This window comes from Rickettsia sp. 109562A South Dakota (assembly GCF_055791265.1).
In genome coordinates this window covers 623,444-647,868 of sequence record NZ_CM147703.1, presented here as the reverse complement: position 1 = coordinate 647,868, position 24,425 = coordinate 623,444, and the positions used below count along the sequence as shown (strand labels likewise).

The window sequence follows — 24,425 nt, the reverse complement described above, 5'->3', positions numbered from 1 at the left end:
AGGAAAAATAAGAAGAATGTCAAGAAAAATAAAAGTAACATTTATTATAAATGATGGAGAAGAAAAAACAGTAGAAGCACCCATAGGGCTTTCTATTTTAGAAATCGCCCATAGTAACGATATAGACCTTGAGGGAGCTTGTGAAGGATCGCTTGCTTGTGCTACTTGTCACGTTATTTTAGAAGAAGAATTTTACAACAAATTAAAAAAAACTACGGAAGCAGAAGAAGATATGCTTGACTTAGCCTTCGGTCTTACGGATACTTCTAGATTAGGATGTCAAATTATTTTAACCGAAGAATTAGACGGCATAAAAGTACGCCTTCCTTCCGCTACTCGTAATATAAAATTATAATGGATTAAAAAAGTGATACGTAAAATACTTCTTTTTGTGTTTTTAGCCTTTACTATAATATGGTTTGCAATTGCATATACTATAAAAAATAACGTTGTAAGTTTAATTAAAAATTCTGAATCCGATAATCTTAAAATCTCTTATAATGTGGTTAAGTTTTCAGGTTATCCTTTTAATTGGAAAATTACCGTAATGGATCCTAAAGTAAAATTAATTGATCATGTAAATTCTAAAGAATTTACTAGCGAAAATATTGTCCTAAATATAGCTTTTAGTACTAAAAGAGCCGCTCTTAATTTCGGTCCTTTTATTAGAGAGGTCGATAATTACGGCGACAAAACATTTACCTATGATGTACGCAGCGATGATGACATAAAGGGTATAGGAAAATTTAATAAACCTTTATATAAAATATCAAAGGATGATAATTTAAAAGAGGTATTAAAATCAATTCAGTTAAATAATAAAGCATTATCGATATTTAAAGATAATCAAGAAATCTTTAAAATTAATGATTTAGCATTGCTTATAAGAAACCAGAATTTAGCAAGTGAGGAAAATATATCCTTATTTTTAAATATGAATTATGATTCAGAAAAAGATATTTTGAATTTTAAAAATGCTAATTTAGATATTGCTGCCTCTTTAAAATTTGCTGAAGATGGGGAAGATTCAGCTATTTTACAAAATTTTAATATAGAAAGATTTATTTTTACTTGTGATAATGATTCTAAAGTTAATTTAAACGGTGCTTTACAATTCTTTGCCAATAAATTACCGGAAGGAAAACTATATTTTGAGCTGGAAAATTATAATTCCATAGTTGATAAATTATTACCGAATAATATTATTTTTTCTAAAAAAATAATTAAAACAATTATTGCTAAGGCAATTAATAAAGCTTCCGACGAGGATTTAAATATAGATCAAAATGATACGAATTTGGCATATAACAATATAGAGAAAGCTAAGTTTGATATTGAGTTTTCAGATAAAGGAATAAATATCGGTTCAATTAATTTATTGGAACTAAAACTTGGCGAACATAAAGAAGACCAAAACACCGAAAATAATCCGAATTAGGTTTATGAACAATTTTAAATTAGCGTTATATACTACTATTATTAGCATATTTCTTATTTGCAGTAATATTTATGCTGCTCCAAAAGTCGTTAAAATCGGTACCGGCTCTATTTTAAAAGGATATTATGGCTATTGGACTTGATTTATGCAAGACTATTACAAATGATGATAAAAAATAATGAACATATTAAATGTGAAGTTGTTGCAACAAACGGCAGTATAGAAAATTTAAAATTATTACAACAAGGTAAAATTGATTTAGCCTTAGTGCAGGCCAATATTGCAGTAGAAGCATATGAGGGTATAGGTTATTATCACGATCAAGAAAAAATGCAAAATTTACGTCAGGTGCTTAATCTACATGATGAATTTTTTACGGTTATTGTAAAAGATGAGGATAAAATAAAAGTTTTTGCTGATATTGACGGAAAAAAAATAACTAATGGTCCGGCATTTTCCGGTAGTAATATTACTTATGATGCTGTACGTTCTTTATATAAATTTTCTAAAAAACCTGAAGAGCTACACATGAATTATGAAGATTCTATTGATAAATTCTGTAATAAGGAAATAGATGCTATAATAATGATGGTTGGACACTCTAACCCCTTAGTAAATTTAATAGCTAATAAGTGTGAAGTTGATTTCGTTTCAATTGAAAATGATAAAATTAGCAGAATTAGTAAAACAAAATAGAGCTTTTCATAAAACTATACTTCACAAGAGCTTATATCCAGGGATTACCGATGATCAAACTACAGTAAAAGTATCGGCAATTCTAGTAACTAGAGATGATGCGAATCGTGATATTTTAGATAAATTTATCGGAGCTTTTCATAGAAACGTAGCAAATTTTAAACTTTCTAATTACTTATTAAATAACCTTGACATTAACTATTTTGCCGATACTAAAAATTTTGTTCTACCAAAACATGATACAGTAAGGAACAAACACTAACAATATCTTATGTCTGAAAATATTATATTTAAAAATATACTTATACCTATAGATTTAAATGATAAAAAATCTATAAAAGGCATTCTTGCTAAGGCTTTAATGCTTGCTACTGCCTTTCAAGCGAAATTACATTTTATGTATGTAATTCCTGAATTCGGTACGAAAATGTTTGAAGATTATTTACCTAAAAATTGGAGAACGGAGAAAAAAGCAAAGTATCAAGCCCAAGTTAAAGAGCTTATCAAACAGTATATTCCCGATGAAATTGAAACAGATTATTATATAGGTAGCGGTGCCGTTTATGATGAAATAATTAAGCACTCTCATGAAATTAAAGCCGATTTAATAATAATCTCTGCAGTTACAGTTAGACTGCAATTAAAAGATTATATGCTTGGACCTAATGCTTCTACAATCGTCCGCCATTCAGATATATCAGTTTTAGTAGTAAGAGACGAGTAATAAGCATTATTGTATGGCTCTTATGTCATTCTTTTGGGGACCGAAAAAGCTTACCGTGTCATACCGTGGCTTGACTACGATATCCATAAAAACAACTTAAAATACATAATTTTAGTATTTTAAACTGGACCCCGTGGTCAAGTCACGGGGTGACAGATAAGTTTTCCAAGCCATGCATGGAATAATAATCTACAACTTCACTTTTCACTTCACAAAACCTTGGTGGCTTTGATATTTCTTTTGTAAGTGGCAGTTATATTCAAGTAATATACTTACATTACTTTTTTCCGTTAAAACGCTAGCACCGATATTATAACCAACTTTAGGCTGCTTTGGTAATGCAACGGTTTTATTAACTTCTCTATCTTTCCATTTTACTTTAGCATTAAGTTTTTTACTCTTATCGTTAAAGTAATTTTCCACAGATGCTTGAAGTGTAGGCGTAATACTAAACCCTTCAGCTATTTTCTGAGGAGCTAAAGCTACTTTGCTGCCTAAAATACCACTCCATAAATGCTCTTTTTTAGAAGCAATACTTAAATGCTGAATACCTACATTGCTTTCTTAGTATGCACCGTCTTTAGAGTGACCGTATCTTACACCGAGATTTGGAGTAAGAGTAATACTGCCGTTCATAAGATGATTATAACTTAATAAGGTTTCAAAGTTATAATTATTATTCTTATATTTACCGGTTGCAATAGTACCTAAACGGTTGATTTTACTCTTCACGATATTATGATTGTAAGCAAACATAGCTTGGATCATGAAGTTTTGCGGTAATTCTTTCTGCCCGTATAAAGCTACGATATGGCTATCAATATTAGTATTTAACCTGCTACCGCTAGATTTAAACTTTGAATCCAGTTTAGTATAAGCAATACCGACTAAATCTTTGTAGTGATCAAACCCAATATCCAAACCTATAGTACCGCCTGAAGCATGACCTTTATAACTGGCAAAACCTTTTTGTGATCCTTGCTTATTAGTACCGTAAATACCGGCAATCCAAACACCTTTACCTAATACTCTTTCATCTTCATCACCCGCAGCAACCGCAGCATTAGATAACATTCTATGTGATATAATATCACTATTCATTTGAGCGATATTACGAATAGGGCTATACATTGCTCCAATCACTGCTTCGTCGTCTTTTACTGCCGTTTGCATTTCTGCAACTTCAGCCGCTTCAACTCTTATAGCTTCCGCAATTCTTGCTTCCTCAGCACGCTTTACTTCTTCTTTCTTAGCTTCTGCTTTGTCTTGCTCTTCTTTCTTTAATGCATCAAAGTCAGTATCAGAATCGTTAGACTTTAGCTCACCGGCAGGTATTGCTAGAGTAACAACCGATTCTTCTGTTTCTTTTTCTTCAAATAAATCTGCATCACCTAAACCTCCTGCTTCATCAGCTACTACAGGTGCAGGCTCACCTTCTACCCGCATCGCTGGAGGAACATCTGCATATCAGCCCTCGGTGGTATTTCTGCAGGAACATTATTATTCACCGCTTCACCTATCTGAGGTATATGAACATTGTTTACTTCAGCTGCAACTTGTGGAGCAGGTACTTCCCCTCTATTCAATAATAATGCTCTTAAATCTGCATTCTCTCTCATTAACTCTGCTATTTGTGCTTGGAACCTCGCAACAACTTCATCTACAGGTAATGCCCCTGCTCTTGCGACCAATCTAGGTTTTATCACTTGTGCTACAGTTATTGGTCTTGGTGTTAAATCCGGTACTATTGGATTTGCTACTATTGCTGTTCCAAATTGATTTGCTGTTATATACTCTACTGTTCCATCAGCTTTTTCAATTGTTAACCTAATATTATTTACAAGATTTGCTCTTTCTGTATTATCTATACATGCAATAACAACTCTTTTTTTAGCATCATTAATTAAATCTTCTTCATATATATTATAGGGAACTCTTCTGATCCCGTTTTTTACAAATGGAGTACTAACTATATGCTCATCTTCCTCACCATATTTATCAACAACTAATGTAGCCATTTTATCATCGTAATACTCTTGAGTTATATTACCAGCCTGAAATTGTTGAGTTAAAAGATCCATATCATCTCGAATCATCCTTGCTTTTTCTGCATAAGCAAGAGTCATTCCTCTCCCCTCTTTTATAGAATTAATTTCTTCCAAACTTAAATATTGTTTATACTCATTTTTTTCTGCTGCTCTATCAATAATAGTATCATAATATAAAGAATAGTTATTACGCTCTTGATTACGAGGTACGGGAATATTTTCAACTGCTCCTATTATATTTACACTGTCTATTACTGCAGTTCTAATATTTTCTTTCAAACCTTTTAATATTGTTTCTTTTTCCTTTTCATGGAGTTGATCAAGCGTTAAATCCTCACTTCTGAACTGTCTAATGCCCTGCATTTCAAAAGTTTTTCCTGCCTCAATAAGCTTATCGGTAACATCTATTTCTTTAATTATATTATCAGCAGTATGAAAATATTTGAGTTTATAAGTATTACCGGCAGTGAAAATACTTTTATACCCAACTGTAGGATCAATATTAACAACTCTTACTACTTGTTCTTGACGCTCCTGATTAGGGTTTATAGGTATATTTATAATGCCATCTTTATTATAATGCCGACCATTTGCTTTTATTGTTTCAAGTATTGTACTTTACGTGCTATCATTAACGGGGTACCATTTTCTTGTACTCTTTTTAGGGCAGTATCTATTTCTCTTTTTTTGTCCGCAGGTGCTTCTCGTAGTATAGGAGCAAAAAATCCAATAGCCCCCAAATTATCATTTCGTATTTCAGGGTTTAATGCTACATGAGGTACAAACCTTTCTACTACTTGGTTTACCTCTACATTATTCCTTCTTGCATTTCTCGCTGCCCTTGCTGCCTCTCTTTCAGCTGCCGGTCTTAAATTTCCTATTCTTGCTGCTGCATTAACGGCAGCTTCCGCAACATTGTCAATGATTGCTACGTCTAAATTTCCAGCAGCGGCAGCGGCACGACGTGCCTCTATACGACGGTCAGCAGCAGTTTGAGCTTCTAAAGCTACGCTAATATAGTAGTTGTAGCACAAATTAAACTTAATTTAGAAAAATTTATAGATTGTATATTTTTTGCCATAATATCTAGTTCCCCTTTAATGAAATATTAATTATTACTTAAAATATTAATGTTTTCTTTATTATTAAAGAGAATTATACACGAAAAAATATTATGTCAAGAAATTTTTATTGATGGACTATAAGGTAGGATAACAATGTGGGTTTTATACGATAGTTTAATATTTGTAACAATCGTAATGTTTAATTTTTGTTAGCAATTAGTTAATTTGTTAACGCCTCGTGGTGCATTATACGATATTACTTTTATACATGCAAGCCATATTATTAAATTTTTCATTATTTTTTAAAATGCTTTATAATGATTATTGCATAGTTTAATGTCATTCCGTTGATCACAGGAATCCAGTCAATAATAGGAAAGCATGATATTTTATATAAATTTTAAAAGTTATTTTCTGGATTCCCGCTTTCGCGGGAATGACATTAGCAACAGCTAGAATGAAATAAAAACTATAACAAACTATAAGGTATATACTTTGTCTCTCAAAACCAAATTACTTTTTATTACAATCACTGGCATTATAATATTATATTTTATTATTCCTCCTGCTCCATTACTTAAAGACATAAGTTTCTCACAAAGAGTATTTGACCGAAACGGCGAGTTTTATAGAAGCAGTACTGTTATATGAAGATAGGCATTTTGACAAACATTTCGGCGTTAATCCCGTTTCTTTAGCCAAAGCTTTTTATTCTACTTATTTAGAAAACGGTCGAAAAATAGGCGGATCTACTATAACAATGCAAGTAGCACGCCTTAGATACGGGATAAACTCTTCTACTATCTTTGGTAAAATTCATCAAATTATTAAAGCTGTTCATATAGAACTATATTATTCAAAAGATGAAATCCTAGAAACTTATCTAAACCTAGTGCCTTACGGTAGTAACATTGAAGGGGTAGCAGCCGGCAGTTATATTTACTTCAATCGCAGCCTAAAAGACTTAAATTTGATTGATATTTTAAGCCTTGCAGTAATCCCGCAAAATCCACTTAAAAGAGGCGGAAACAACCTTAATATATTTGATGCACGTAAATATTTATTTACCAAATGGCTAGCGGCTCATCCACAAGATATTATTTATAATCAGTTAATTAGTTTGCCGATTAAATTTAATCAAAATAAAAATCTTCCTTTTATTGCACCGCATTTTACTTTAGATATGCTAGCAACTAATGATAATCCTATTATACGTACTACTATAGATAAAAATCTACAAACTACTATAGAGAAACAAGTTCGGCTATATATTAATAACCTGAAAAAATACGGCATTAATAATGCCTCCGTAATTCTTCTTGATTTTACTACTATGGAAGTACTTGCAAGTATTGGCTCCGGAGACTTTTTTAATAACGATATTTGCGGGCAGATTAACGGCACTAAAAGCCATAGATCTCCAGGCTCAGCTTTAAAACCGTTTGTCTATGCACTTAGTTTTGATCAATCACTAATACACCCGTTAACTTTACTAAAGGATACACCTACTTACTATAATCATTATAAACCGGAAAATTTTGATAGCAGATTTACAGGCGGTTTAAGTGCTAGAGAATCGTTAATAAAAAGCCGTAACGTACCAGTGATATTTCTAGCATCTAAATTAAAAAATCCGAATTTTTATGAGTTCTTACAACAAGCAAAAATTAGCGGCTTACGAAAACCTGAAAATTACGGCTTATCTATAGTACTCGGCACAGCAGAAATTACGCTTAAAGAGTTAACTACTCTTTATGCTATGCTTGCTAATTTCGGTAATTATAAACCGCTTAAGAAAGTATTAGATCCTGTTATGTCATTCCCGCGAAAACGGGAATCTAGTTCTGTGTCATACCGTGGCTTGACCACGGGATCTAGAAAAAATTTAAAAAGACTGGATCCCGCTACAAGCTCGCGGCATAACATAAACGATTTTATGACTGATTCTAAAATATTATCCCCTGAAGCAAGTTATCTAACTCTTGATATTATAAAAGATACGACTCGTCCTATTACCTATAATAATACAAGGCATAACTTACCGATTTATTGGAAAACAGGTACTTCCAGCTCATTTAGAGATGCACTTAGCGTCGGAATATTCGGAAAATACGTACTTGCCGTTTGGGTTGGAGATTTCAAAGGTCAAACTCACGGAACATTTACGGGTAGTATCTCTGCTGCCCCTTTATTCTTTAATATTATCGAATCCATAGCCCAACCAAATAAAGATGAGGATTTAATCCTTTCAAAAATTAATGAACTAAATATTACTAAAGTAAAAGTTTGTGCAGATACGGGAGATATCGATAACGATATGTGTCCGGTTAAAGCAGAAACCTTGTTCATTAAAGGCAAATCGCCGATAAAACAATCAGGTATTTATAGAAAGATGCTAATAGATTTAAAAACCGGCATGCCTGCTTGCAACTTTATTAAAGGACAAACAGAATATAAAACAGTAAATTTATGGCCGACAGATATGCTTGCGGTTTATCAAAAAGCAGGAATACATATATTACCGAAACCGATACCTACAAACCATTGCAATAGGTTGATAAATTGGCATCATCAAAAACCTAAAATTATATACCCGTTAAAAAATTCCGTACATTCAATTAAAAATAGTGATAATATTACTTTTAGTGCAATTAACGATAATAAAACTAATAATATCTTTTGGTTTGCGGGTAATGAATTAATAGCAACTGCAAAACCAAACGAAGCAGTAATATGGAAGGCAAAAGTCGGTGAATTTATTATTAGAGCTATCAGTGATAGCGGCGAAAGCGACAGTATAAAACTTTATATTAAAGAATAAATTAGCGGTTATATATGAAATTTAAAATTCCCATAGAAGTTGATATTAAATCTTTAACGGAAGAAGAAACTGCTCTTGACTCTTTAAAAGCAAATATTCTAAATGCATTGACGGAAGTTAATTATTCACTAATACAAGCAGGAAAAACATTAGAAACTACAGTAATAATAGGATCGCCTCATAGCGGAAAAAGCACATTTTTAAACGCTCTTGAAAACAACCTTAAGGTTATCAAAAACGGTGAAGAATTTATATTTGATAAATTATGTGATTTTGATACACCGGCAATTAAGCATAAATATGAATCGGCTGTATATTACCCAAAAAAATTTGAAATCGCAGGAAAAGTATTTTTGGAATGTTCTAGCAAAACCGGTACAGCTGATGTTATCACTCAGGAGTTAATTAATGTATTTTTCATTAAAAACTTAGTTAAAATAGCCGATAAATTAAAATTTATCATAGTATTAGACGCAGTAACAGTAACACAGTTCCCGGCAACCTTAACGATATTCTAACAGGCTTTAAAAATATTTTTCCTACAGAAAAACACAATAAATTAAAAGGAAATGTTATGTGTAATAACAAAATATCATGAAAATAATCACAACAAAATTATACCGGTATTAGAAAGCGTTACTATTAATAATGATATATTAGCATTTTCAGATATAAAATTTTTTCATAAACCTACTTCTCAAAATGAGAAAATAAAGCTTAATCTAAAACTAAAAGACCTAGAAGAGAGAGCAGGAGCCCAAGAGCTAGAGGATACAGGAGTTAGGTTCATTCCTACATAAACAAGACAGCTTGATAGAAAACTTACATACACAAATACAGATAAATGTAGAATGTATAATTAATACTATCCAATCAATTTTCAGAGATTTTAATATATATACACCTCTTAACTGTTCAAAATTTTTAGATAATAATAACTATGAGGATTATGTTAAGCCGTATTTACCAAATTCTCCAATACAATATCCGGCTCTAGAAAAAACTCCTTCTTATTTTGAAGGATTAACGCAATTATCAGAATTTAAAGCTATCATATCAAATAAACACGATAATAACCTCATAGCGGCAATACTTCAAATTTTAGACTCTATTGAGAGCTTCACAAGTGATAAACCGATTATTCAAGGTTACCATTATGTATTAGACCCTACAAATTAAAGAATTATTATTATTTGAAGAAACGTTAACTACACAATATGGTCTCAATACAATGATTGCTATAGTTCTTTAATCGAAACATGTGACTTATTCATACAAAATAACTATCTATCTTCTATAAAAAATATAGCACCTGAAAATGATCAACCGGTGCAATATTATATAGAAGCCATAGATTGGTTAAATAAGTACTCTAACAAGGCGGAAGTAACTAAAACTATAGCTACCTGTTATTCTAAAATCAGCAATATATTGAGTGAAGAAAGAGATTATAAGGGAGCTTTAGCTAATTATAATGCAGCTCTAACATGTAATGAAGAACTTAAAGAAATGTACAATAAAATCGGTGATATGCTATTTAAACTAGAACATGAAAAATTAGCTATCATATTTTATAAAAAAAATAATAAATCGGACTCTATAGTAAAATGTTATGACAGCCTTATAGATAAGGCTGAAAAGCTTGTCAAACCGGATTTGTATATTCAGAAAGGAGATTATCTTCGCTCTCAAAAACAACAAGATGCAATGTTTATGGCATACAATACTTTCTTAGGAAATTCAGATAATAATGCAATTCAACAAACGGATATTTCAGAACAACAAAGAAAGGAGTGTTTTAAGGATATAATCGGCGATATTATTGATCTATCTCATTGCCAATAGCAAATAGCGTTATCTTAATAAGTCATTTATGCTTACTTTAGCTCTAGTAGTTTTATCAACTTGTTTTATGATGACTACGCAGTAAAGTCCAGGCTTACCCGCTTCCTTAGCAGGTAATACCCCCGGTACTACAACAGAATAAGCCGGAATTCTGCCGTAAATAATTTCCCCTGTATCTCTATATACTATTTTTGTAGAGCTACCGATAAACACCCCCATACTAATTACTGCTCCCTCCTCTACTATTACACCTTCTGCTATTTCCGATCTTGCACCGATAAAACAATTATCTTCAATGATAACAGGCTTTGCTTGTAATGGCTCAAGTACCCCGCCTATTCCCGTGCCGCCTGAAATATGGCAATTCTTGCCGATTTGGGCGCATGAGCCGATAGTAGCCCATGTATCAATCATTGTTCTCTCATCTATATAAGCACCTATATTAATGAAAGAAGGCATAATAACGACATTTTTAGCTATATAAGTACCGGTTCTAACAAAAGCACCGGGAACTGTGCGTATAGCTGCTTCTTTGAATGTATTTTTATCAATATCTGCAGAAAATTTAGGAGCAACTTTGTCATACCAACTATTATAATTGCTATTATAAAGCTGCGATTCCGTAGTAATAAAATATAGCAATATAGCTTTCTTTACCCATTCATTAACTTGCCAACTATTTTCTTTCTTTTCACAAACACGAATTGTACCTTGATTTAAGCTTTCTATAATGTCATTAAGAGTCTTTTGTAATGTTATAAGCTTTGAAGAATCTTGAAGAAGTTTGTCCTTAATTTGCCAAGCTTCTTCAATTTCTTTAATAAGAGAGGACATATCTTTTAACTGTTTTATTGCCAAAAATAATAAATGAGATTATCATGAAGTCAAACATAATAATTATAATTAACTATGTATATTACTTGCCCAAATTGCCAAACAAAATTTATTGTTACAAGCAATCACATAGGTATTAACGGACGACGAGTAAAATGTTCCAAATGTAGCCATTTGTGGTATCAAAAATTAGACTATAATAATAGTAAATTAAATGACTTTAAAGATAAAGTAAACACGGAAACTATTAAAACTCCTATTAAAAATCATTACAATGCTAATGTGCCGGTTATGTTACCGTATATTCCTCCTAAGAAAAAATATAATATATTTCCAATATTATGGACTAGCTTTATAATTTTTTGTTTAGTGATATTACTAGTAGATAGTTTTAAATTCTTAGGTAAATATGATCAATTAAAAATAGAGGAAATTCATTTAGGAAAATCTCGTCATATAGGCGGTATGAAGATATTTTATAAATTATCTAATGAGTCGGATTATCTAATTTCCGATCCTATAATCACAGTTAGAGTAATGGATACTAATAATCAAGCTTTAGATGAATATATATCCATTACAAAGCTGCAAGCAAAAATTCCTGCAAAACAAGCAATATATCTAGAAATGAATATTGAAGGGATACCTGTTACGGCAAAATATATTGATATTGCTATAGGTAATAGATTAGGGCTTTTATTTAAGTGAGAACCACTTTTTGTTTTACGAGTAGGCGTTGTGGTATGGTTCTTATGTCATGCCGACGAAAAGGGGTCTTGTTGCATGGATCGATTTCCCGTTGTCATCCCCCGCGAGCTTGTAACGGGATCCAGTTTAAAATACTAAAATTATTAGTATTTTAAGTTGTTTTTTGGATACCGTGGTCAAGCCACGGTATGACACCGAAGGCGTTTTTCGATCACGCAACAAAACTGGAATGACATTAGCAATGTTTACTGTGTCTAAAAGTAAAATACCCATAAGTCGAAACTTATGGGTATTACTCTAAAGATATAATAATTTTTATTTCGTGTATTAGGAAACACCACACTTTGCGCTATTAGTATCACTTGATACCATGTTAACAATATCAGGAGCTTTAAATAATATAATAATTGCAGTAACTACCACTAAAGCTACTTCCCACTGCAATTTTCCTCTTAATGTTTGAATTCCCAGAACAATTATACCGACAACAGCTATACCTTTTGCAGTATTGCCTCTGAATACTTTAATTAACTTACACAATGCATCACCTACCGGATCGTCGACACTACCACCTAAGCTATCAAAAGCTACCATAATAATAGCCACACTTAGAATAGTAAATAATATGCGTAATGATAGATTATAATCGATTAATTCTTCGTTTAATTTACGAATAGGAAAGTTCATATGTTTTACCTCAATAAAATAATTAGTATTCAAAAAATAATGTATAATTTATTTATATATAAATCAACTCCTAAATATATGCAATTTTAATTAATATGCACAAATATTTTAAAAACACTTGTTTTAAGTAACATTATAATCACATATAGTATAATTTAACTTCCAAATATATAAACAAACGTAAATAAAAATAACCAAACCACGTCAACAAAATGCCAATACCATGCAGCAAATTCAAACCCTAAATGTCCATTACCTTCTGTAGTAAAATCTCCTCTTTTTGCTCTAAAGTAACCAACTATTAGAAATATAGTACCTATAATTACATGAGCTCCATGAAAACCCGTGGCTAAATAAAAATTAGAAGCATATATGCCATCTGTAAATTTAAACGCCGCATGATAATATTCATATGCTTGCATAGTTGTAAAAAATATTCCAAGCAATATAGTAAGAGCGAGTGCAGTTACGCAATCTTTTTGATTTTTTTCCTCTAAGGCGTAGTGAGCCCAAGTAACGGTAGTGCCTGATAAGAGTAGTATTAAAGTATTGATAAAAGGAATATCAAACGGATCAAAAGTTTTAATTGTAGGCGGAGGCCAAACTCCTTGCTTTACAACCCATACACCGTCTAAAAGACCTACGGGTGATAGACTTGATTTAAAAAAAGAAGCAAAAAATACACCAAAAAATACTATTTCCGTTAAGATAAATAACGCCATACCTATTTGTAAACCTTTTCTAACCGGTATTGTAACTATTCCTTCTTTTACTACGTCTCGCCACCAAGAATATAAACAGTAAACTACTGAAATAACTCCTGCAGATAAAATATATACATTAAATTTGTAGCCATGCATAAACGAGATACCGCCTATAACCAAAAGAAGTAAAGCAAAAGATGTGAGGACAGGCCAAGGGCTTGGGTCTACTATATGGAATAAGTGCGATTTTGTAATAGGATGCGAATTATTTAAAATTATTTTTTGACTCATATTTTTATTTTATATTTCCTAATTATCGCCAATAACAAACTACAAAAGTAATCCGCTATTCGCATGAATTAAAATAAATATAAATTATTATTGATGTAAAAGCAAATTCTAGCAGCAGATTATATAGAAAATATACCTCGTAACTCAGAATTACATTATTTATTATTAATGACAACTAAAATCTCTTGGCTCTTTATATTATTCAACTAATATATAGACCGCTAATAATGTTTAAGCTCCATTGTTGCAAGACCAATCTGTCAAAACTTAATATTAAGTTATGCCAGGGGTCTCTTATTATAAGTGAGTAAAATCATGAAATATAATGGAGGTTGTTGTCTTACAGCAACGGAGCTTAACCCCTGGCACCTTTATTTATTAATTTCTAGATTAGGTTTAGGCATCAATTAAATAAAGAAATTGCGAGTAGTATTAGCTATGTTTGATAAAAATAAAGATTTGTTAATTCTAAAAAATACAAAGGTAAAAAATAAAGAAAAAATTTTTCCTTTCATCACCGTTTCTAATAATATTATTAATATTTTTTTATTATCTTCTTAATATCTTAGAAGTAAAATATTTCTAGATTTTTCAACTAACTAAGTAATCACCAAAAAATATATCTTTGCTTATTAAACTACGAACTCTAAATTTTCTTGCTTAAAATTATAGAGATACGACAAATTATCTTCACTATTTTACTACTTATTTCTGCAAATATTGCCTTAGTGCTATCATTCATTATAGCAATATTTTTATGTTCAATTTCATCAAGTCGAAATTTAGTTATATTATCTAATAATTCTTGTTCACAACCTAGGCTATGCAAATAATTTATTTGCTGTTCATAATGTTTTTCTATTACTTCTTCTACACTCTCGGTAACAAGCATCGCCGTTTTTATTCCCATCAAGGAAGATAAAGCACCAAGTAAAAATCCGTAATAATGCCAAAAAAATAATAAAACCGTGGGTCTTACTTTTGTTTCTAGTAATTTTTTTGCAAAATAATTTAAATGTATCTCTTCGTGATCAAGCATTTCTTTAATCAATATATGATCATTTTGAGATTTAATATATTTTAGCTGCCCTTGATAAATTCTTTTTGCACCATACTCTCCAGCATGATTAACTCTAATAATTTCATGAATTTGTTTGTTAGGGTCAGAAAAATCAGGTCTTGGCATATAATGTACTTCTAATAAATGAGGACACTTTTATACGAAGATCAACTTCAAAAAGAGCCAGGAATCCACAAGACGAGGAGCGGAACGTATAATAATACGCGAGTACCACAGTACTTGTAGGATGACGTAGCCAATTTTTGAAGTTCATCGAGTATAAATTTTTTGGAGTAAATCAAAGCTAGCAGGGTTTAGCTTATATTCGACCTCTGCTTGCTGCAGCAGTTTTAAAGTCTCTAAACATTCAGCTAGGCTCAGACTACTTGCTATTTTTGTAAAATCATTAATATACTGATAAAAAATCGGTGGTGATAATGATTTTATTGCGAGTTCCAAACGCTCACCGTTTTTTACTTTCGATAAAATTATATATAAATTTAAGTAATGCCTTATTAATGCTCTGATAATTAAAACTTCATTGATATTTTGTTTTTTTAATATATCAAGCTCTTGCAGAAAATTACTATAATCTTTTTTTGAAAAATACATTGCTAAATCACTGCCGTTTGCCGTAATTTCGCTACTTATAACTTCTAGAACGTCGTTTAAAGTAATTTCTTTTCGATCATGAACAAAATATATCAATTTATTTATTTCATTACAAACTAGATCGTGATCACCTTTTAGGTGAGCTTTTAAATAAGCATTAGCTTCTTTACTTATAATTTTATTAGTTTTTCCTACTTTATCTAAAATGATTCTTTCAATTTTTGCTTCATCGTCATGATAACAAGCGACTGCCGCTAAATATTCTTCCGTTTCAAAAAATTTTCTGAAGCTTGAACTAGAAGTAATTTCCTCACCTATAAATACAGGAAAATTTATATAATCACTGCTTAGAATTGTTTTTAAATTCTTATCGATTGAATTCCCGACCGATCTAACTTTAATTAATTCTTTTTGACCAAAAAAATTAGGTGAATTAAGCAATATTTCTAAAGATGAAATATTAAGTTCTGCATATTCTATAGAAGTTTGTAGCATATTTAAGCTTTTTACTAAGTGCTTACAAATTTTTTCTATATAACCTTTATCAGGACCATATAGTAACAGAGCTCTAATTTTTCCGGCTGTTATTAGCTCAAATAATCGCTTAATTTGTGAAAAATAAAATTTCATAAGTTTAGGTTCTATGTATCAAAAGTAAAATATAAAATTAATCTGCTACGAATTTCCTCTGCTGCTTGATATGCTAAATCTATTCCTGTTTCATCTCTTTCAACATTTGTTGCATATGGTGTAAAAATAGCATTATATGATGTGTTTTGGTAAAACTTCTCTTCAATTAAAACCTTTTGGCTTTCTATATCAATTAATTTATATCTAACTAATTGATTAATATATTCCCTTAAAACATTGGAGTTTTTTTCAATAGTAGCAGGCATAGTTGTTGCGATAAGCTCTGCTTTAAGTAGGTATTTTGCTTTTGCTTTCTGAGGTAAAATACTAGTTAAGCGATGATAAAATTCAGCCCCTTCAATTGTTTTAATCGGCTCAACTTCAATAGCTTCTAAATCATTATTTCTATTGTATTCTTCTCTATATACGGGCTTTAAATTACAGCTACTTATCAGAAAGAATATTATTATAAATAAAGAACGCATAATTTTTATTTTTTATTATATTGGTTTATTTCAGTTTTGTGAAGATTTTGTTGCACAACTTTTATGTCATTCCCGCAAAAGCGGGAATCCAGAAAAAAATAGTAACCATACGTAAAATTATATAAAAATTTGACATCTAATTCGCTTAAAAAATTTTATAGATTCCCGCTTTCGCGGGAATGACATAGGAAATGTCTGTGTGAAAGAAAATTATAATAATTAGTATTTATTAATATTTGTAATAATTATATATTAATTTATGTTGACATTTATAAATAAGACCTGTATACTGCTGCCGCTTCAAAATAATTTTTAAGGTATTAGACGAAATTATATAAACTTGTTCCAGTGTTCCAAAAAAAAGAAAAAGTAACTTTAACAGAATATCACTCAACAGAAAATATTGTAGCACCCAACGTAAACACAGACGAAGCTAAAACTGTAAAGATTACAAGAGAGGATTGAGAAAAATCTTTTAAGTTACATGAAGAAAAATTGATAATATTAGCACAAAAGCTATCATCACAAGAACCAATTAATAATGATGATTATAACCCTCAAACAGAGTATTACCCATTGATAGGAGACGATGGAATTACCCGGTATATTCCTACCACTGAGTTATAATTTTTTAAGCTTAAAAATACTTCATCGGTAAGTTCTACGTACTTATCGTTTTTTATTAAAGAACTCTCTACATCTTCCTTGCAAATCTAATACTCCATGTTAAATTTACAAGGAAGATATCGCTCTCCAAGTTCGTTAACGGTTTTAGTTTAAGCTTTTTAAAACTCATCATTATTTATTTTAGGATTAGTTTGTCCAACTACTATTTTACTTCCTATATATTCTTCAAAATCTTTTTCCCAACCGCACCATGGATCTATAGTAAGCCGGTCTATAAAACTTTGTTCACAATTTTGTAATATTTCTATTATTTCTTTACTAGTATTATAACGTGAGGGAGTAAGACCTGCAGCATCTTTTATCGTTACTAAAGTAGGTTTTTCCTTTAATAAAATTTCAACTTCTTTACTATTAACCCCTGCAATTGCCGAATGTAATCACGATAAACCATACGGATTTATAGAATCTATAGCGTCCCGATTTGCTTCTAATATCTCTACTACTAAATCTTTTTTACCATGTTCAGCTGCTTCGTGTAATAAGGCATTGGGATTACTTTCAAGAGATACCTTTAATGCACTTTTAAAAGCTTTTATGCCGCTTTTTGTTTTATCTTTAAATAATTTTTCCAACTCCTCTATATCACTCTTTACTGACGCGGATTTCATTTCTCTATCTGAATCGGGCGAATTTAGGCTGGGAGTTTTATATTGATTTAAATCTGATGTAGGTAAAGTAGGTATTGGTTGTTTTCTCATTAATTCTCCTAAATTTATAAATTATTAATTATTTTAGGAGGAATTGTTAATTAGCGATGTTTCTTAGGTGTGGGGGCGATGTCATTCCTGCGAAAGCAGGAATCCAGTAATCAACCAGCATAAACACTATTAGTAGTTTAAATTGCCTCACTTTTTTCTGGATTCCCGCTTTTAGCTAGGAATGACATCAAGAGCGTTTTCCGATCCCTGCAACAAAGCCACGCAGGGATGACATAGTATGGCGAACAACACTGAGCTAATTTGCAATTCTCCTAGGCTCTGTAAAGGAACATTAAATTATTTATATTTTTAGATATTTTTGAGCGAAAATTAATAAGATTTTTGCAGGAATAGTTATTCATATTTCAAAAAAATCTTACAATTTGTAGCCAAAAAGAATAAAAATATAAATAATTTAATGTTCCTTTACAGAGCCTAAATATAAGATTATAAATTTAGAAACAACAACGCAACAAACTAGGTTGAATTGATTATTACTTAATTGCTTAAGAATTGTTAATTTATCACAATGAATTACTTACTGAAGTTTTATATTTTCCATATCCCAGTCATGAGAAATAGTATTATATTTCAATATATAAGGCTTAGTATCTATAGAATCTAGAGTTACATCCGCAATCATATTATCATGTGATGAGATAAGTTCATTATAACCAAAATTAGCGTAATAAGGTTGATAATTTCTAAATCTAACCGTTATAAATTTCTCTTTAGTAATAGCAGGTAAGAATTTCACCAAATCATCAATATTACTTAATTTCAGATCTTTTATTTCAAGAATTTGTAATCTATAAACATTTTTATAATCTTTAGTAAAAAACGTTGGTATAGAGCTAAAGCTACTACCCGATTGAACGGAAGCTATACTTAAAGCTTTAAGCGGAAGACCTGATTTATTGCTAAAATAATCATCGGTTTCAAAAAATACGGCACCGCCAAAATTTACCATTTTAGTGATTTTATTACTATTTATATCATATAAATCTACTGCTTGTTCTAGCTTTTTTCCGTCACGAAATATAGTAAGCTTAATAGCTATTCCTTTAAAATTATCCATTTCTTTATCAAATAACGCTAGATTACCGCCGAGTTCCTTATCATTTACTGCCCAAATAATATCACCGGCTTTTAAAAGCTTTTCGGCAGGTGAGCCTGCTAGAATTGTCTTAACGCTTATCACTCTATTTCTACTATCAGGAAATTTATTTATATATTTATCCATTTCTTCTTTAGGGAAATTATGATGTTTAACTGCTTTATTTAAAGAATACAATTCGCTTACTACTCCAATATGATTCCGCTTTGGTTCTTTATTATTCTTCAAACTTTCCAAAGTGCGAGCTACATAATCACCGTGCAACGCCAAAGAATGGGTTTTACCGCCGCCATATAATACTCCTATAGCCTCAATCTTATCATTTAACACCGGTGAACCGCTGGCACCTCCTGTAGTATTTAAATTAATAACATAAGTACATTGCGGCATCATACCTGTAATATTATAAAGATCTGATAAGTAACCGGTATGGAAAGAAAAGCCTTGAGCTTCGGTATTTCCTACTACAAAAACTTTTTGATTTAATTTTGGAAGTTCGCTTGCAAAAGATATTTGTGTTGCCGATGCCGGTATGTCTTTGCTCTCTACTTTTAGAACGGCATAATCTTGCCAAATATCGTAATAGATAAGTTTTGCTTCTGCCTGCTCGCCGTTATAAAAAGTAACAAAATAAGTTCCGATCGAAGCAACACCGACTACATGGGTATTAGTAATTATATAGCCGTTTTGCTTATCGTTAATAAATCCCGTTCCGGTCCAACTGCTTGTATCTTCATACGCCGATACGGCAATTCTAGTATCAATCGTTACAATTGCTTTCTTAGCTTTTTCAAATATAGTACTATTCATTTCTGAAGAGGCTAAAACTATATTGTTTAAGAAAACTAAATTAATAATAAATAAAAGTTTTAGTACAATCGATAGTTTTTTCATTTTTACCTCTTGTAAAATCATTAAAGTCGCACTATATCAAATAAAAAGTCATAACAAAATAGAAAATTTTAAGAAAACGAGGATTATTATGGGAAAAGTAATAGGTATTGACCTTGGGACTACTAACTCTTGCGTTGCAGTCATGGAAGGGAAAGAGCCAAAAGTAATAGAAAATTCAGAAGGTGAGAGAACTACACCGTCAATAATAGCTTTTGCAAACGGCGAAAAATTAGTAGGGCAATCAGCTAAGAGACAAGCAGTAACTAACCCTCGCAATACTATATATGCAGTAAAGCGATTAATCGGTAGAAATTTTACCGATCCTATGGTTAAGAAAGACCAAGATATTGTACCGTATAATATAGTTAAAGCCGATAACGGTGATGCATGGGTCGAAGCGGATAATAACAAATATTCACCAAGCCAAATTAGTGCTTTTATTTTACAAAAAATGAAAGAAACTGCCGAGAATTATTTAGGGGAAAAAGTAACACAAGCAGTAATAACCGTACCTGCTTATTTTAATGATGCACAACGTCAAGCAACGAAAGATGCAGGTAAAATAGCAGGTCTTGAAGTGCTTAGAATAATTAACGAACCAACCGCCGCAGCTCTTGCTTACGGTTTTGATAAATCTGCAAGTAAGACTATTGCGGTTTATGATTTAGGCGGCGGAACGTTTGATATTTCAATCCTTGAAATCGGTGACGGTGTTTTTGAAGTAAAATCAACGAACGGTGATACATTCCTTGGCGGTGAGGATTTTGATACAAGAATATTAAACCATTTAATAGATGTATTTAAAAAAGAAAGCGGTATAGATTTACGTAATGATCCTTTAGCACTTCAGCGTTTGAAAGAAGCAGCGGAAAAAGCTAAGAAAGAGCTATCTTCCGCAGTAACTACCGATATTAATTTGCCTTATATTACGGCCGATAGTAGCGGTCCAAAACATTTAAATATCAAATTTACTAGAGCGGAACTTGAAAAATTAGTAGACGATTTAATTGAGAAAACCATCGAACCTTGTCGTAAAGCGTTAAAGGATGCAGGTTTAAAGCCTTCCGATATTCAGGAAGTAGTGTTAGTCGGCGGTATGACTAGAATGCCGAAAGTACCAGAAGCCGTAAAAAAATTCTTTGGACGTGAACCGCATAAAGGCGTAAATCCCGATGAGGTTGTAGCCCTTGGTGCTGCTATCCAAGGCGGAGTACTTAATAAAGAAGTAACGGATATATTATTATTAGACGTTACGCCTCTATCCCTTGGTATTGAAACTCTTGGCGGCGTCTTTACTAGATTAATAGATCGCAATACTACTATCCCGACCAAAAAAAGCCAGGTATTCTCCACTGCCGATGATAATCAGCATACCGTAACTATTAGAGTGTTCCAAGGTGAACGTGAAATGGCACAAGATAATAAATTACTTGGTCAGTTTAATCTTGAGGGTATACCTCCCGCACCTAGAGGTGTTCCGCAAATAGAAGTAACATTTGATATTGACGTTAATGGAATAGTACATGTTTCGGCTAAAGATAAGGCAAGCGGTAAGGAGCAAAAAGTAACTATTCAAGCCTCAGGAGGACTCAGTGATGCCGAAATCGAACAAATGGTTAAAGATGCTGAGCAGAATGCTGATGAAGACAAAAAGCGTAAAGAACTTATTGAGGCGAAAAATGCTGCCGATAGTTTAGTTTATTCTACTGAAAAAACTTTAAAAGATTACAGCGATAAATTATCATCAGAAGATAAAGGACTAGTCGAAGAAGCACTAACTGCTTTAAAAGCCGTTCTTGATTCGGAAGATGCAGCTTTAATTAAAGAAAAGACCGAAAGCTTAACTGCAGCTAGCATGAAAATCGGTGAAGCAATGTATAAAGCACAAAGTGAAAGTCAGCCTTCTGAAGAAAATACTGCTAACGATGAAAAAGTAGTAGACGCCGATTTTAAGGATGTAGAGAAGAAGTAAAGCAAGTATGTCATACCGTGGCTTGACCACGGTATCCAGTAAAATATATAAATGGATTCCTAAGATCCCGCGGCTTGACCGCGGGATGACCACCATGTTTATAAATTAAATTATGTCACAAGATTATTACCAAATTCTAGGTGTTAGTAAAACAGCTAGTTCAGCTGACCTTAAAAAAGCTTACCACAAGCTAGCTAAACAATATCATCCCGATAATGCGGCAGCCGAAGATACGAATGCCGAGAAGAAATTTAAAGAAATCAATGCTGCTTATGACGTTTTAAAAGATGAACAAAAAAGAGCAGCTTATGACCGTTTTGGGCATGATGCTTTTCAAAATCAACAATCACGAGGAGGAGCAGCAGGAGGGACTAGCGGTTTTCATCCCGATATTAACGATATTTTCGGTGACTTCTTTAGCGACTTTATGGGAGGTGGTAGAAGGTCACGCCCGACTTCAAGCAAAGTTAGAGGCTCGGATTTAAAATATGATCTGACAATTAATTTAGAAGCAGCATTTCACGGTATAGAAAAAAATATTAGCTTTTCTAGCAAAGTAAAATGCGACACTTGTCACGGTAGCGGTTCTGAAAAAGGTGAAACCGTAACAACTTGCGATGCTTGCGGCGGTGTTGGAGCGACTAGAATTCAGCAAGGATTCTTTACGATCGAGCAAACTTGCCATAAATGCCAAGGTAACGGACAAATTATAAAAAATCCATGCAAAAAATGTCATGGCATGGGACGTTACCATAAGCAACGAAATTTATCGATCAATATTCCTGCCGGCGTTGAAAACGGTACTAGAATAAGACACACAGGCGAAGGAGAAGCAGGTATTAGAGGCGGTCATAGCGGTGATTTATACGTTGATATATCAATAAAACCTCATGATATTTATAAAGTAGACGGAGCAAATTTATATTGTAAACTACCTATTAGTTTTGTAAATGCCGCCCTTGGAGGGGAAGTAGAAGTACCGGTAATTGAAGGCGGAAAAGTAAATTTAACAATTCCTGCAGGTACACAAAACGGTGATCAATTAAGACTACGCAGCAAAGGTATGTCTAAAATGAGATCAACTATTAGGGGTGATATGCTTACACATATTCATGTTGAAGTACCTAAAAATTTATCTAAAAGACAGCGTGAGTTACTAGAAGAATTCAAAAAAGAATCCATAAGTGAAAAAGAAAACGACGGCAGCTTTTTTAACAAAATGAAAAGCTTATGGTCGTAACTTTTGTTTAACTTTCCTATAGAAATGAAACCTTTGATGTTACAAAATATTATTTGCATAATATTACCGGAGGTTTCTATGCCTTATAAAAATAATAACGATTTACCTGATTCAGTCAAAAATCATCTTCCGAGCCATGCTAAGGATATTTATCGCGAAGCTTTTATCATGCATTTGAGCAATATAAGGATGCCGATAAAAGACGTAAGGATGATTCAAGAGAAGCAGTTGCACACAAAGTAGCATGGTCAGCCGTTGAAAAAAAATACCATAAAAATGATAAGGGACGCTGGGTAGAGAAATAAGTCCAAGAAATTTATAAGTTTATGAGATTTGAAATTGAATCCTTGAAATTCGATAAGCCTATATGTATATTTAGGTATTAACTGAATTTAAGTTCTTATGAAATTAGCAAAATTATTAAGTGTCCTTTTCATTATAGGACTATCTTTAAGTGGCTGTAAAAGCAAAAAAACCAGTGATGATATAGTAGTTCCTATTCCTACTCTTTATAACGAAGGTATTACTTTGTTAGAAAAGCAACAATATAAGAAAGCTGCGGAAGAATTCGGAAGAGTATTTTACCAACATCCAGGTAATGAAATGACGCCGCAAGCTGAATTGATGCAGGCCTATTCTTTATTCCTTGCCGCTCAATATGAAGAAGCGGTTGACGTGCTTGATATGTTCATTAATTTGCATCCTGCAAATGTTGATATTGCTTATGCATATTACCTTAAAGCTCTATCATATTATATGTTGATTTCTGACGTAAACCATGATCAATCTAGAACTTTCCTTGCTAAAGACAGTTTTAAAGACGTAATAGAAAAATTCCCGAATACCAAATATGCTATTGATTCATCTTTAAAAATTGACCTAGTAAACGATCATCTAGCAGGTAAAGAGATGATGGTAGGTCGGTTCTACTTAAAGAAAAAGAATCCTATGGCAGCAATTAACAGATTTGAAGAGGTAATTGATAATTATCAAACTACTTCTCATTCGGTAGAAGCTCTTTACCGTTTAGCCGAAAGCTACATGATGCTCGGGCTGCCGGATGAAGCAAAAAAATATGCCTCGGTGCTAGGTTATAACTACCCCGACAGTCAGTGGTATAGTTATGCATATAAGTTGGTCAAGTAGTATGATACCGGTAAATATGAAGAA

The 24,425-nt window shown here is 32.1% G+C and carries 25 protein-coding genes and 4 pseudogenes; 17 read left to right on the top strand and 12 right to left on the bottom strand.

Annotated elements, in window-relative coordinates; translation table 11 throughout:
• The first annotated feature begins 16 nt into the window (after positions 1–16).
• The 4 genes and pseudogenes from ACIAS7_RS03570 to ACIAS7_RS03555 all read left to right on the top strand — a co-directional run bounded on the left by ACIAS7_RS03570 (position 17) and on the right by ACIAS7_RS03555 (position 2,858).
• Positions 17–355 carry a ferredoxin family 2Fe-2S iron-sulfur cluster binding protein gene (locus ACIAS7_RS03570; RefSeq protein ID WP_473198224.1) on the top strand — a complete coding sequence of 113 codons (339 nt, stop codon included), beginning with the start codon at positions 17–19 and terminating at the stop codon, positions 353–355.
• 12 nt (positions 356–367) lie between these two features.
• Positions 368–1,438 carry an RP198 family tick cell line-upregulated protein gene (locus ACIAS7_RS03565; RefSeq protein WP_473198223.1) on the top strand — a complete coding sequence of 357 codons (1,071 nt, stop codon included), beginning with the start codon at positions 368–370 and terminating at the stop codon, positions 1,436–1,438.
• A gap of 4 nt (positions 1,439–1,442) precedes the next feature.
• Positions 1,443–2,396, top strand: a pseudogene (locus ACIAS7_RS03560) (TAXI family TRAP transporter solute-binding subunit).
• Between the two features lie 9 nt (positions 2,397–2,405).
• A complete protein-coding gene (locus ACIAS7_RS03555) occupies positions 2,406–2,858 on the top strand; it encodes a universal stress protein (RefSeq protein ID WP_473198222.1) in 453 nt (150 codons plus the stop codon).
• A gap of 204 nt (positions 2,859–3,062) precedes the next feature.
• Here ACIAS7_RS03555 and ACIAS7_RS03550 read toward each other — a convergent pair whose 3' ends face one another.
• The 4 genes from ACIAS7_RS03550 to ACIAS7_RS03535 form a co-directional block, all read right to left on the bottom strand.
• Positions 3,063–3,281: a hypothetical protein gene (locus tag ACIAS7_RS03550; protein ID WP_473198221.1), complete on the bottom strand. Its 219-nt coding sequence runs from the start codon at positions 3,279–3,281 to the stop codon at positions 3,063–3,065.
• A gap of 141 nt (positions 3,282–3,422) precedes the next feature.
• Positions 3,423–4,304 (bottom strand): autotransporter outer membrane beta-barrel domain-containing protein, encoded by an 882-nt coding sequence (locus tag ACIAS7_RS03545; RefSeq protein ID WP_473198220.1) that lies wholly within the window; start codon positions 4,302–4,304, stop codon positions 3,423–3,425.
• The gene (locus ACIAS7_RS03540; RefSeq protein WP_473199371.1) at positions 4,295–5,269 is read right to left on the bottom strand and encodes a hypothetical protein; all 975 of its coding nucleotides are present in this window, start codon (positions 5,267–5,269) and stop codon (positions 4,295–4,297) included. Before ACIAS7_RS03540 ends, ACIAS7_RS03545 begins: the two co-directional genes overlap by 10 nt.
• Positions 5,270–5,502: 233 nt before the next feature.
• The gene (locus ACIAS7_RS03535) at positions 5,503–5,940 is read right to left on the bottom strand and encodes a hypothetical protein (RefSeq protein WP_473199370.1); all 438 of its coding nucleotides are present in this window, start codon (positions 5,938–5,940) and stop codon (positions 5,503–5,505) included.
• 525 nt (positions 5,941–6,465) lie between these two features.
• Between ACIAS7_RS03535 and pbpC the strand changes: the two are divergent.
• The 5 genes and pseudogenes from pbpC (at position 6,466) to ACIAS7_RS03510 (ending at position 10,636) form a co-directional block, all read left to right on the top strand.
• A pseudogene (pbpC, locus tag ACIAS7_RS03530) lies at positions 6,466–8,791 on the top strand (penicillin-binding protein 1C).
• 14 nt (positions 8,792–8,805) lie between these two features.
• Positions 8,806–9,309 carry a hypothetical protein gene (locus tag ACIAS7_RS03525; protein WP_473199459.1) on the top strand — a complete coding sequence of 168 codons (504 nt, stop codon included), beginning with the start codon at positions 8,806–8,808 and terminating at the stop codon, positions 9,307–9,309.
• Between the two features lie 51 nt (positions 9,310–9,360).
• The gene (locus ACIAS7_RS03520) at positions 9,361–9,591 is read left to right on the top strand and encodes a hypothetical protein (RefSeq protein ID WP_473199369.1); all 231 of its coding nucleotides are present in this window, start codon (positions 9,361–9,363) and stop codon (positions 9,589–9,591) included.
• Between the two features lie 10 nt (positions 9,592–9,601).
• Positions 9,602–9,970: a hypothetical protein gene (locus tag ACIAS7_RS03515; RefSeq protein WP_473199368.1), complete on the top strand. Its 369-nt coding sequence runs from the start codon at positions 9,602–9,604 to the stop codon at positions 9,968–9,970.
• A gap of 150 nt (positions 9,971–10,120) precedes the next feature.
• On the top strand, positions 10,121–10,636 hold the full coding sequence (locus ACIAS7_RS03510; RefSeq protein WP_473199367.1) for a hypothetical protein: 516 nt from the start codon (positions 10,121–10,123) through the stop codon (positions 10,634–10,636).
• A gap of 9 nt (positions 10,637–10,645) precedes the next feature.
• On the opposite strand, the gene dapD is transcribed toward ACIAS7_RS03510, so the two are convergent.
• Positions 10,646–11,470 (bottom strand): 2,3,4,5-tetrahydropyridine-2,6-dicarboxylate N-succinyltransferase, encoded by an 825-nt coding sequence (dapD, locus tag ACIAS7_RS03505; protein ID WP_473199403.1) that lies wholly within the window; start codon positions 11,468–11,470, stop codon positions 10,646–10,648.
• 75 nt (positions 11,471–11,545) lie between these two features.
• Here dapD and ACIAS7_RS03500 point away from each other — a divergent pair, with 75 nt between their 5' ends.
• The gene (locus ACIAS7_RS03500) at positions 11,546–12,178 is read left to right on the top strand and encodes an MJ0042-type zinc finger domain-containing protein (protein ID WP_473199366.1); all 633 of its coding nucleotides are present in this window, start codon (positions 11,546–11,548) and stop codon (positions 12,176–12,178) included.
• Between the two features lie 327 nt (positions 12,179–12,505).
• Here the strand turns inward: ACIAS7_RS03500 and ACIAS7_RS03495 are convergent, their stop codons facing one another.
• Complete coding sequence (locus ACIAS7_RS03495; protein ID WP_473199365.1) at positions 12,506–12,865, bottom strand: TrbC/VirB2 family type IV secretion system protein; 360 nt, start codon at positions 12,863–12,865, stop codon at positions 12,506–12,508.
• A 155-nt stretch (positions 12,866–13,020) separates the two neighbouring features.
• On the bottom strand, positions 13,021–13,860 hold the full coding sequence (locus tag ACIAS7_RS03490) for a cytochrome c oxidase subunit 3 (protein WP_473199364.1): 840 nt from the start codon (positions 13,858–13,860) through the stop codon (positions 13,021–13,023).
• A gap of 420 nt (positions 13,861–14,280) precedes the next feature.
• On the opposite strand from ACIAS7_RS03490, the gene ACIAS7_RS03485 reads away from it, so the two are divergent.
• Complete coding sequence (locus ACIAS7_RS03485; RefSeq protein ID WP_473199363.1) at positions 14,281–14,421, top strand: hypothetical protein; 141 nt, start codon at positions 14,281–14,283, stop codon at positions 14,419–14,421.
• Positions 14,422–14,506: 85 nt separating this feature from the next.
• Here the strand turns inward: ACIAS7_RS03485 and ACIAS7_RS03480 are convergent, their stop codons facing one another.
• The 3 genes from ACIAS7_RS03480 to ACIAS7_RS03470 form a co-directional block, all read right to left on the bottom strand.
• Positions 14,507–15,046 carry a demethoxyubiquinone hydroxylase family protein gene (locus tag ACIAS7_RS03480; RefSeq protein ID WP_473199362.1) on the bottom strand — a complete coding sequence of 180 codons (540 nt, stop codon included), beginning with the start codon at positions 15,044–15,046 and terminating at the stop codon, positions 14,507–14,509.
• A 144-nt stretch (positions 15,047–15,190) separates the two neighbouring features.
• Positions 15,191–16,162: a DNA polymerase III subunit delta gene (holA, locus tag ACIAS7_RS03475; protein WP_473199361.1), complete on the bottom strand. Its 972-nt coding sequence runs from the start codon at positions 16,160–16,162 to the stop codon at positions 15,191–15,193.
• A gap of 11 nt (positions 16,163–16,173) precedes the next feature.
• On the bottom strand, positions 16,174–16,647 hold the full coding sequence (locus ACIAS7_RS03470) for a hypothetical protein (protein ID WP_473199360.1): 474 nt from the start codon (positions 16,645–16,647) through the stop codon (positions 16,174–16,176).
• Between the two features lie 348 nt (positions 16,648–16,995).
• Between ACIAS7_RS03470 and ACIAS7_RS03465 the strand changes: the two are divergent.
• A pseudogene (locus ACIAS7_RS03465) lies at positions 16,996–17,274 on the top strand (hypothetical protein).
• Between the two features lie 437 nt (positions 17,275–17,711).
• Here ACIAS7_RS03465 and ACIAS7_RS03460 read toward each other — a convergent pair.
• Both ACIAS7_RS03460 and ACIAS7_RS03455 read right to left on the bottom strand, forming a co-directional pair.
• Positions 17,712–18,032 (bottom strand): hypothetical protein, encoded by a 321-nt coding sequence (locus ACIAS7_RS03460; RefSeq protein WP_473199359.1) that lies wholly within the window; start codon positions 18,030–18,032, stop codon positions 17,712–17,714.
• Positions 18,033–18,570: 538 nt separating this feature from the next.
• The gene (locus ACIAS7_RS03455) at positions 18,571–20,064 is read right to left on the bottom strand and encodes a S1C family serine protease (protein WP_473199358.1); all 1,494 of its coding nucleotides are present in this window, start codon (positions 20,062–20,064) and stop codon (positions 18,571–18,573) included.
• A gap of 67 nt (positions 20,065–20,131) precedes the next feature.
• Between ACIAS7_RS03455 and dnaK the strand changes: the two genes are divergently transcribed.
• The 5 genes and pseudogenes from dnaK (at position 20,132) to ACIAS7_RS03430 (ending at position 24,401) form a co-directional block, all read left to right on the top strand.
• Complete coding sequence (gene dnaK, locus ACIAS7_RS03450; protein ID WP_473199357.1) at positions 20,132–22,015, top strand: molecular chaperone DnaK; 1,884 nt, start codon at positions 20,132–20,134, stop codon at positions 22,013–22,015.
• 112 nt (positions 22,016–22,127) lie between these two features.
• A complete protein-coding gene (gene dnaJ, locus ACIAS7_RS03445; RefSeq protein WP_473199356.1) occupies positions 22,128–23,255 on the top strand; it encodes a molecular chaperone DnaJ in 1,128 nt (375 codons plus the stop codon).
• Between the two features lie 24 nt (positions 23,256–23,279).
• Entirely contained in the window at positions 23,280–23,498 is a 219-nt protein-coding gene (locus ACIAS7_RS03440; RefSeq protein ID WP_473199355.1) for a hypothetical protein, read from the top strand.
• A pseudogene (locus ACIAS7_RS03435) lies at positions 23,471–23,560 on the top strand (ChaB family protein); the annotation flags it as partial. The gene ACIAS7_RS03440 and the pseudogene ACIAS7_RS03435, both read left to right, overlap by 28 nt.
• Positions 23,561–23,657: 97 nt before the next feature.
• The gene (locus ACIAS7_RS03430; protein ID WP_473199354.1) at positions 23,658–24,401 is read left to right on the top strand and encodes an outer membrane protein assembly factor BamD; all 744 of its coding nucleotides are present in this window, start codon (positions 23,658–23,660) and stop codon (positions 24,399–24,401) included.
• Positions 24,402–24,425 lie beyond the last annotated feature (24 nt).

Coding starts and splice junctions, on each gene's coding strand:
- ACIAS7_RS03430 (WP_473199354.1), top strand. CDS start 23,658: ATGAAATTAGCAAAATTATTAAGTGTCCTTTTCATTATAGGACTATCT.
- ACIAS7_RS03440 (WP_473199355.1), top strand. CDS start 23,280: ATGAAACCTTTGATGTTACAAAATATTATTTGCATAATATTACCGGAG.
- ACIAS7_RS03500 (WP_473199366.1), top strand. CDS start 11,546: ATGTATATTACTTGCCCAAATTGCCAAACAAAATTTATTGTTACAAGC.
- dnaJ (WP_473199356.1), top strand. CDS start 22,128: ATGTCACAAGATTATTACCAAATTCTAGGTGTTAGTAAAACAGCTAGT.
- ACIAS7_RS03470 (WP_473199360.1), bottom strand. CDS start 16,647: ATGCGTTCTTTATTTATAATAATATTCTTTCTGATAAGTAGCTGTAAT.
- ACIAS7_RS03455 (WP_473199358.1), bottom strand. CDS start 20,064: ATGATTTTACAAGAGGTAAAAATGAAAAAACTATCGATTGTACTAAAA.
- dnaK (WP_473199357.1), top strand. CDS start 20,132: ATGGGAAAAGTAATAGGTATTGACCTTGGGACTACTAACTCTTGCGTT.
- ACIAS7_RS03495 (WP_473199365.1), bottom strand. CDS start 12,865: ATGAACTTTCCTATTCGTAAATTAAACGAAGAATTAATCGATTATAAT.
- dapD (WP_473199403.1), bottom strand. CDS start 11,470: ATGTCCTCTCTTATTAAAGAAATTGAAGAAGCTTGGCAAATTAAGGAC.
- ACIAS7_RS03545 (WP_473198220.1), bottom strand. CDS start 4,304: ATGCGGGTAGAAGGTGAGCCTGCACCTGTAGTAGCTGATGAAGCAGGA.
- ACIAS7_RS03525 (WP_473199459.1), top strand. CDS start 8,806: ATGAAATTTAAAATTCCCATAGAAGTTGATATTAAATCTTTAACGGAA.
- ACIAS7_RS03480 (WP_473199362.1), bottom strand. CDS start 15,046: ATGCCAAGACCTGATTTTTCTGACCCTAACAAACAAATTCATGAAATT.
- ACIAS7_RS03555 (WP_473198222.1), top strand. CDS start 2,406: ATGTCTGAAAATATTATATTTAAAAATATACTTATACCTATAGATTTA.
- holA (WP_473199361.1), bottom strand. CDS start 16,162: ATGAAATTTTATTTTTCACAAATTAAGCGATTATTTGAGCTAATAACA.
- ACIAS7_RS03540 (WP_473199371.1), bottom strand. CDS start 5,269: ATGCAGGGCATTAGACAGTTCAGAAGTGAGGATTTAACGCTTGATCAA.
- ACIAS7_RS03520 (WP_473199369.1), top strand. CDS start 9,361: ATGTTATGTGTAATAACAAAATATCATGAAAATAATCACAACAAAATT.
- ACIAS7_RS03570 (WP_473198224.1), top strand. CDS start 17: ATGTCAAGAAAAATAAAAGTAACATTTATTATAAATGATGGAGAAGAA.
- ACIAS7_RS03460 (WP_473199359.1), bottom strand. CDS start 18,032: ATGAGAAAACAACCAATACCTACTTTACCTACATCAGATTTAAATCAA.
- ACIAS7_RS03490 (WP_473199364.1), bottom strand. CDS start 13,860: ATGAGTCAAAAAATAATTTTAAATAATTCGCATCCTATTACAAAATCG.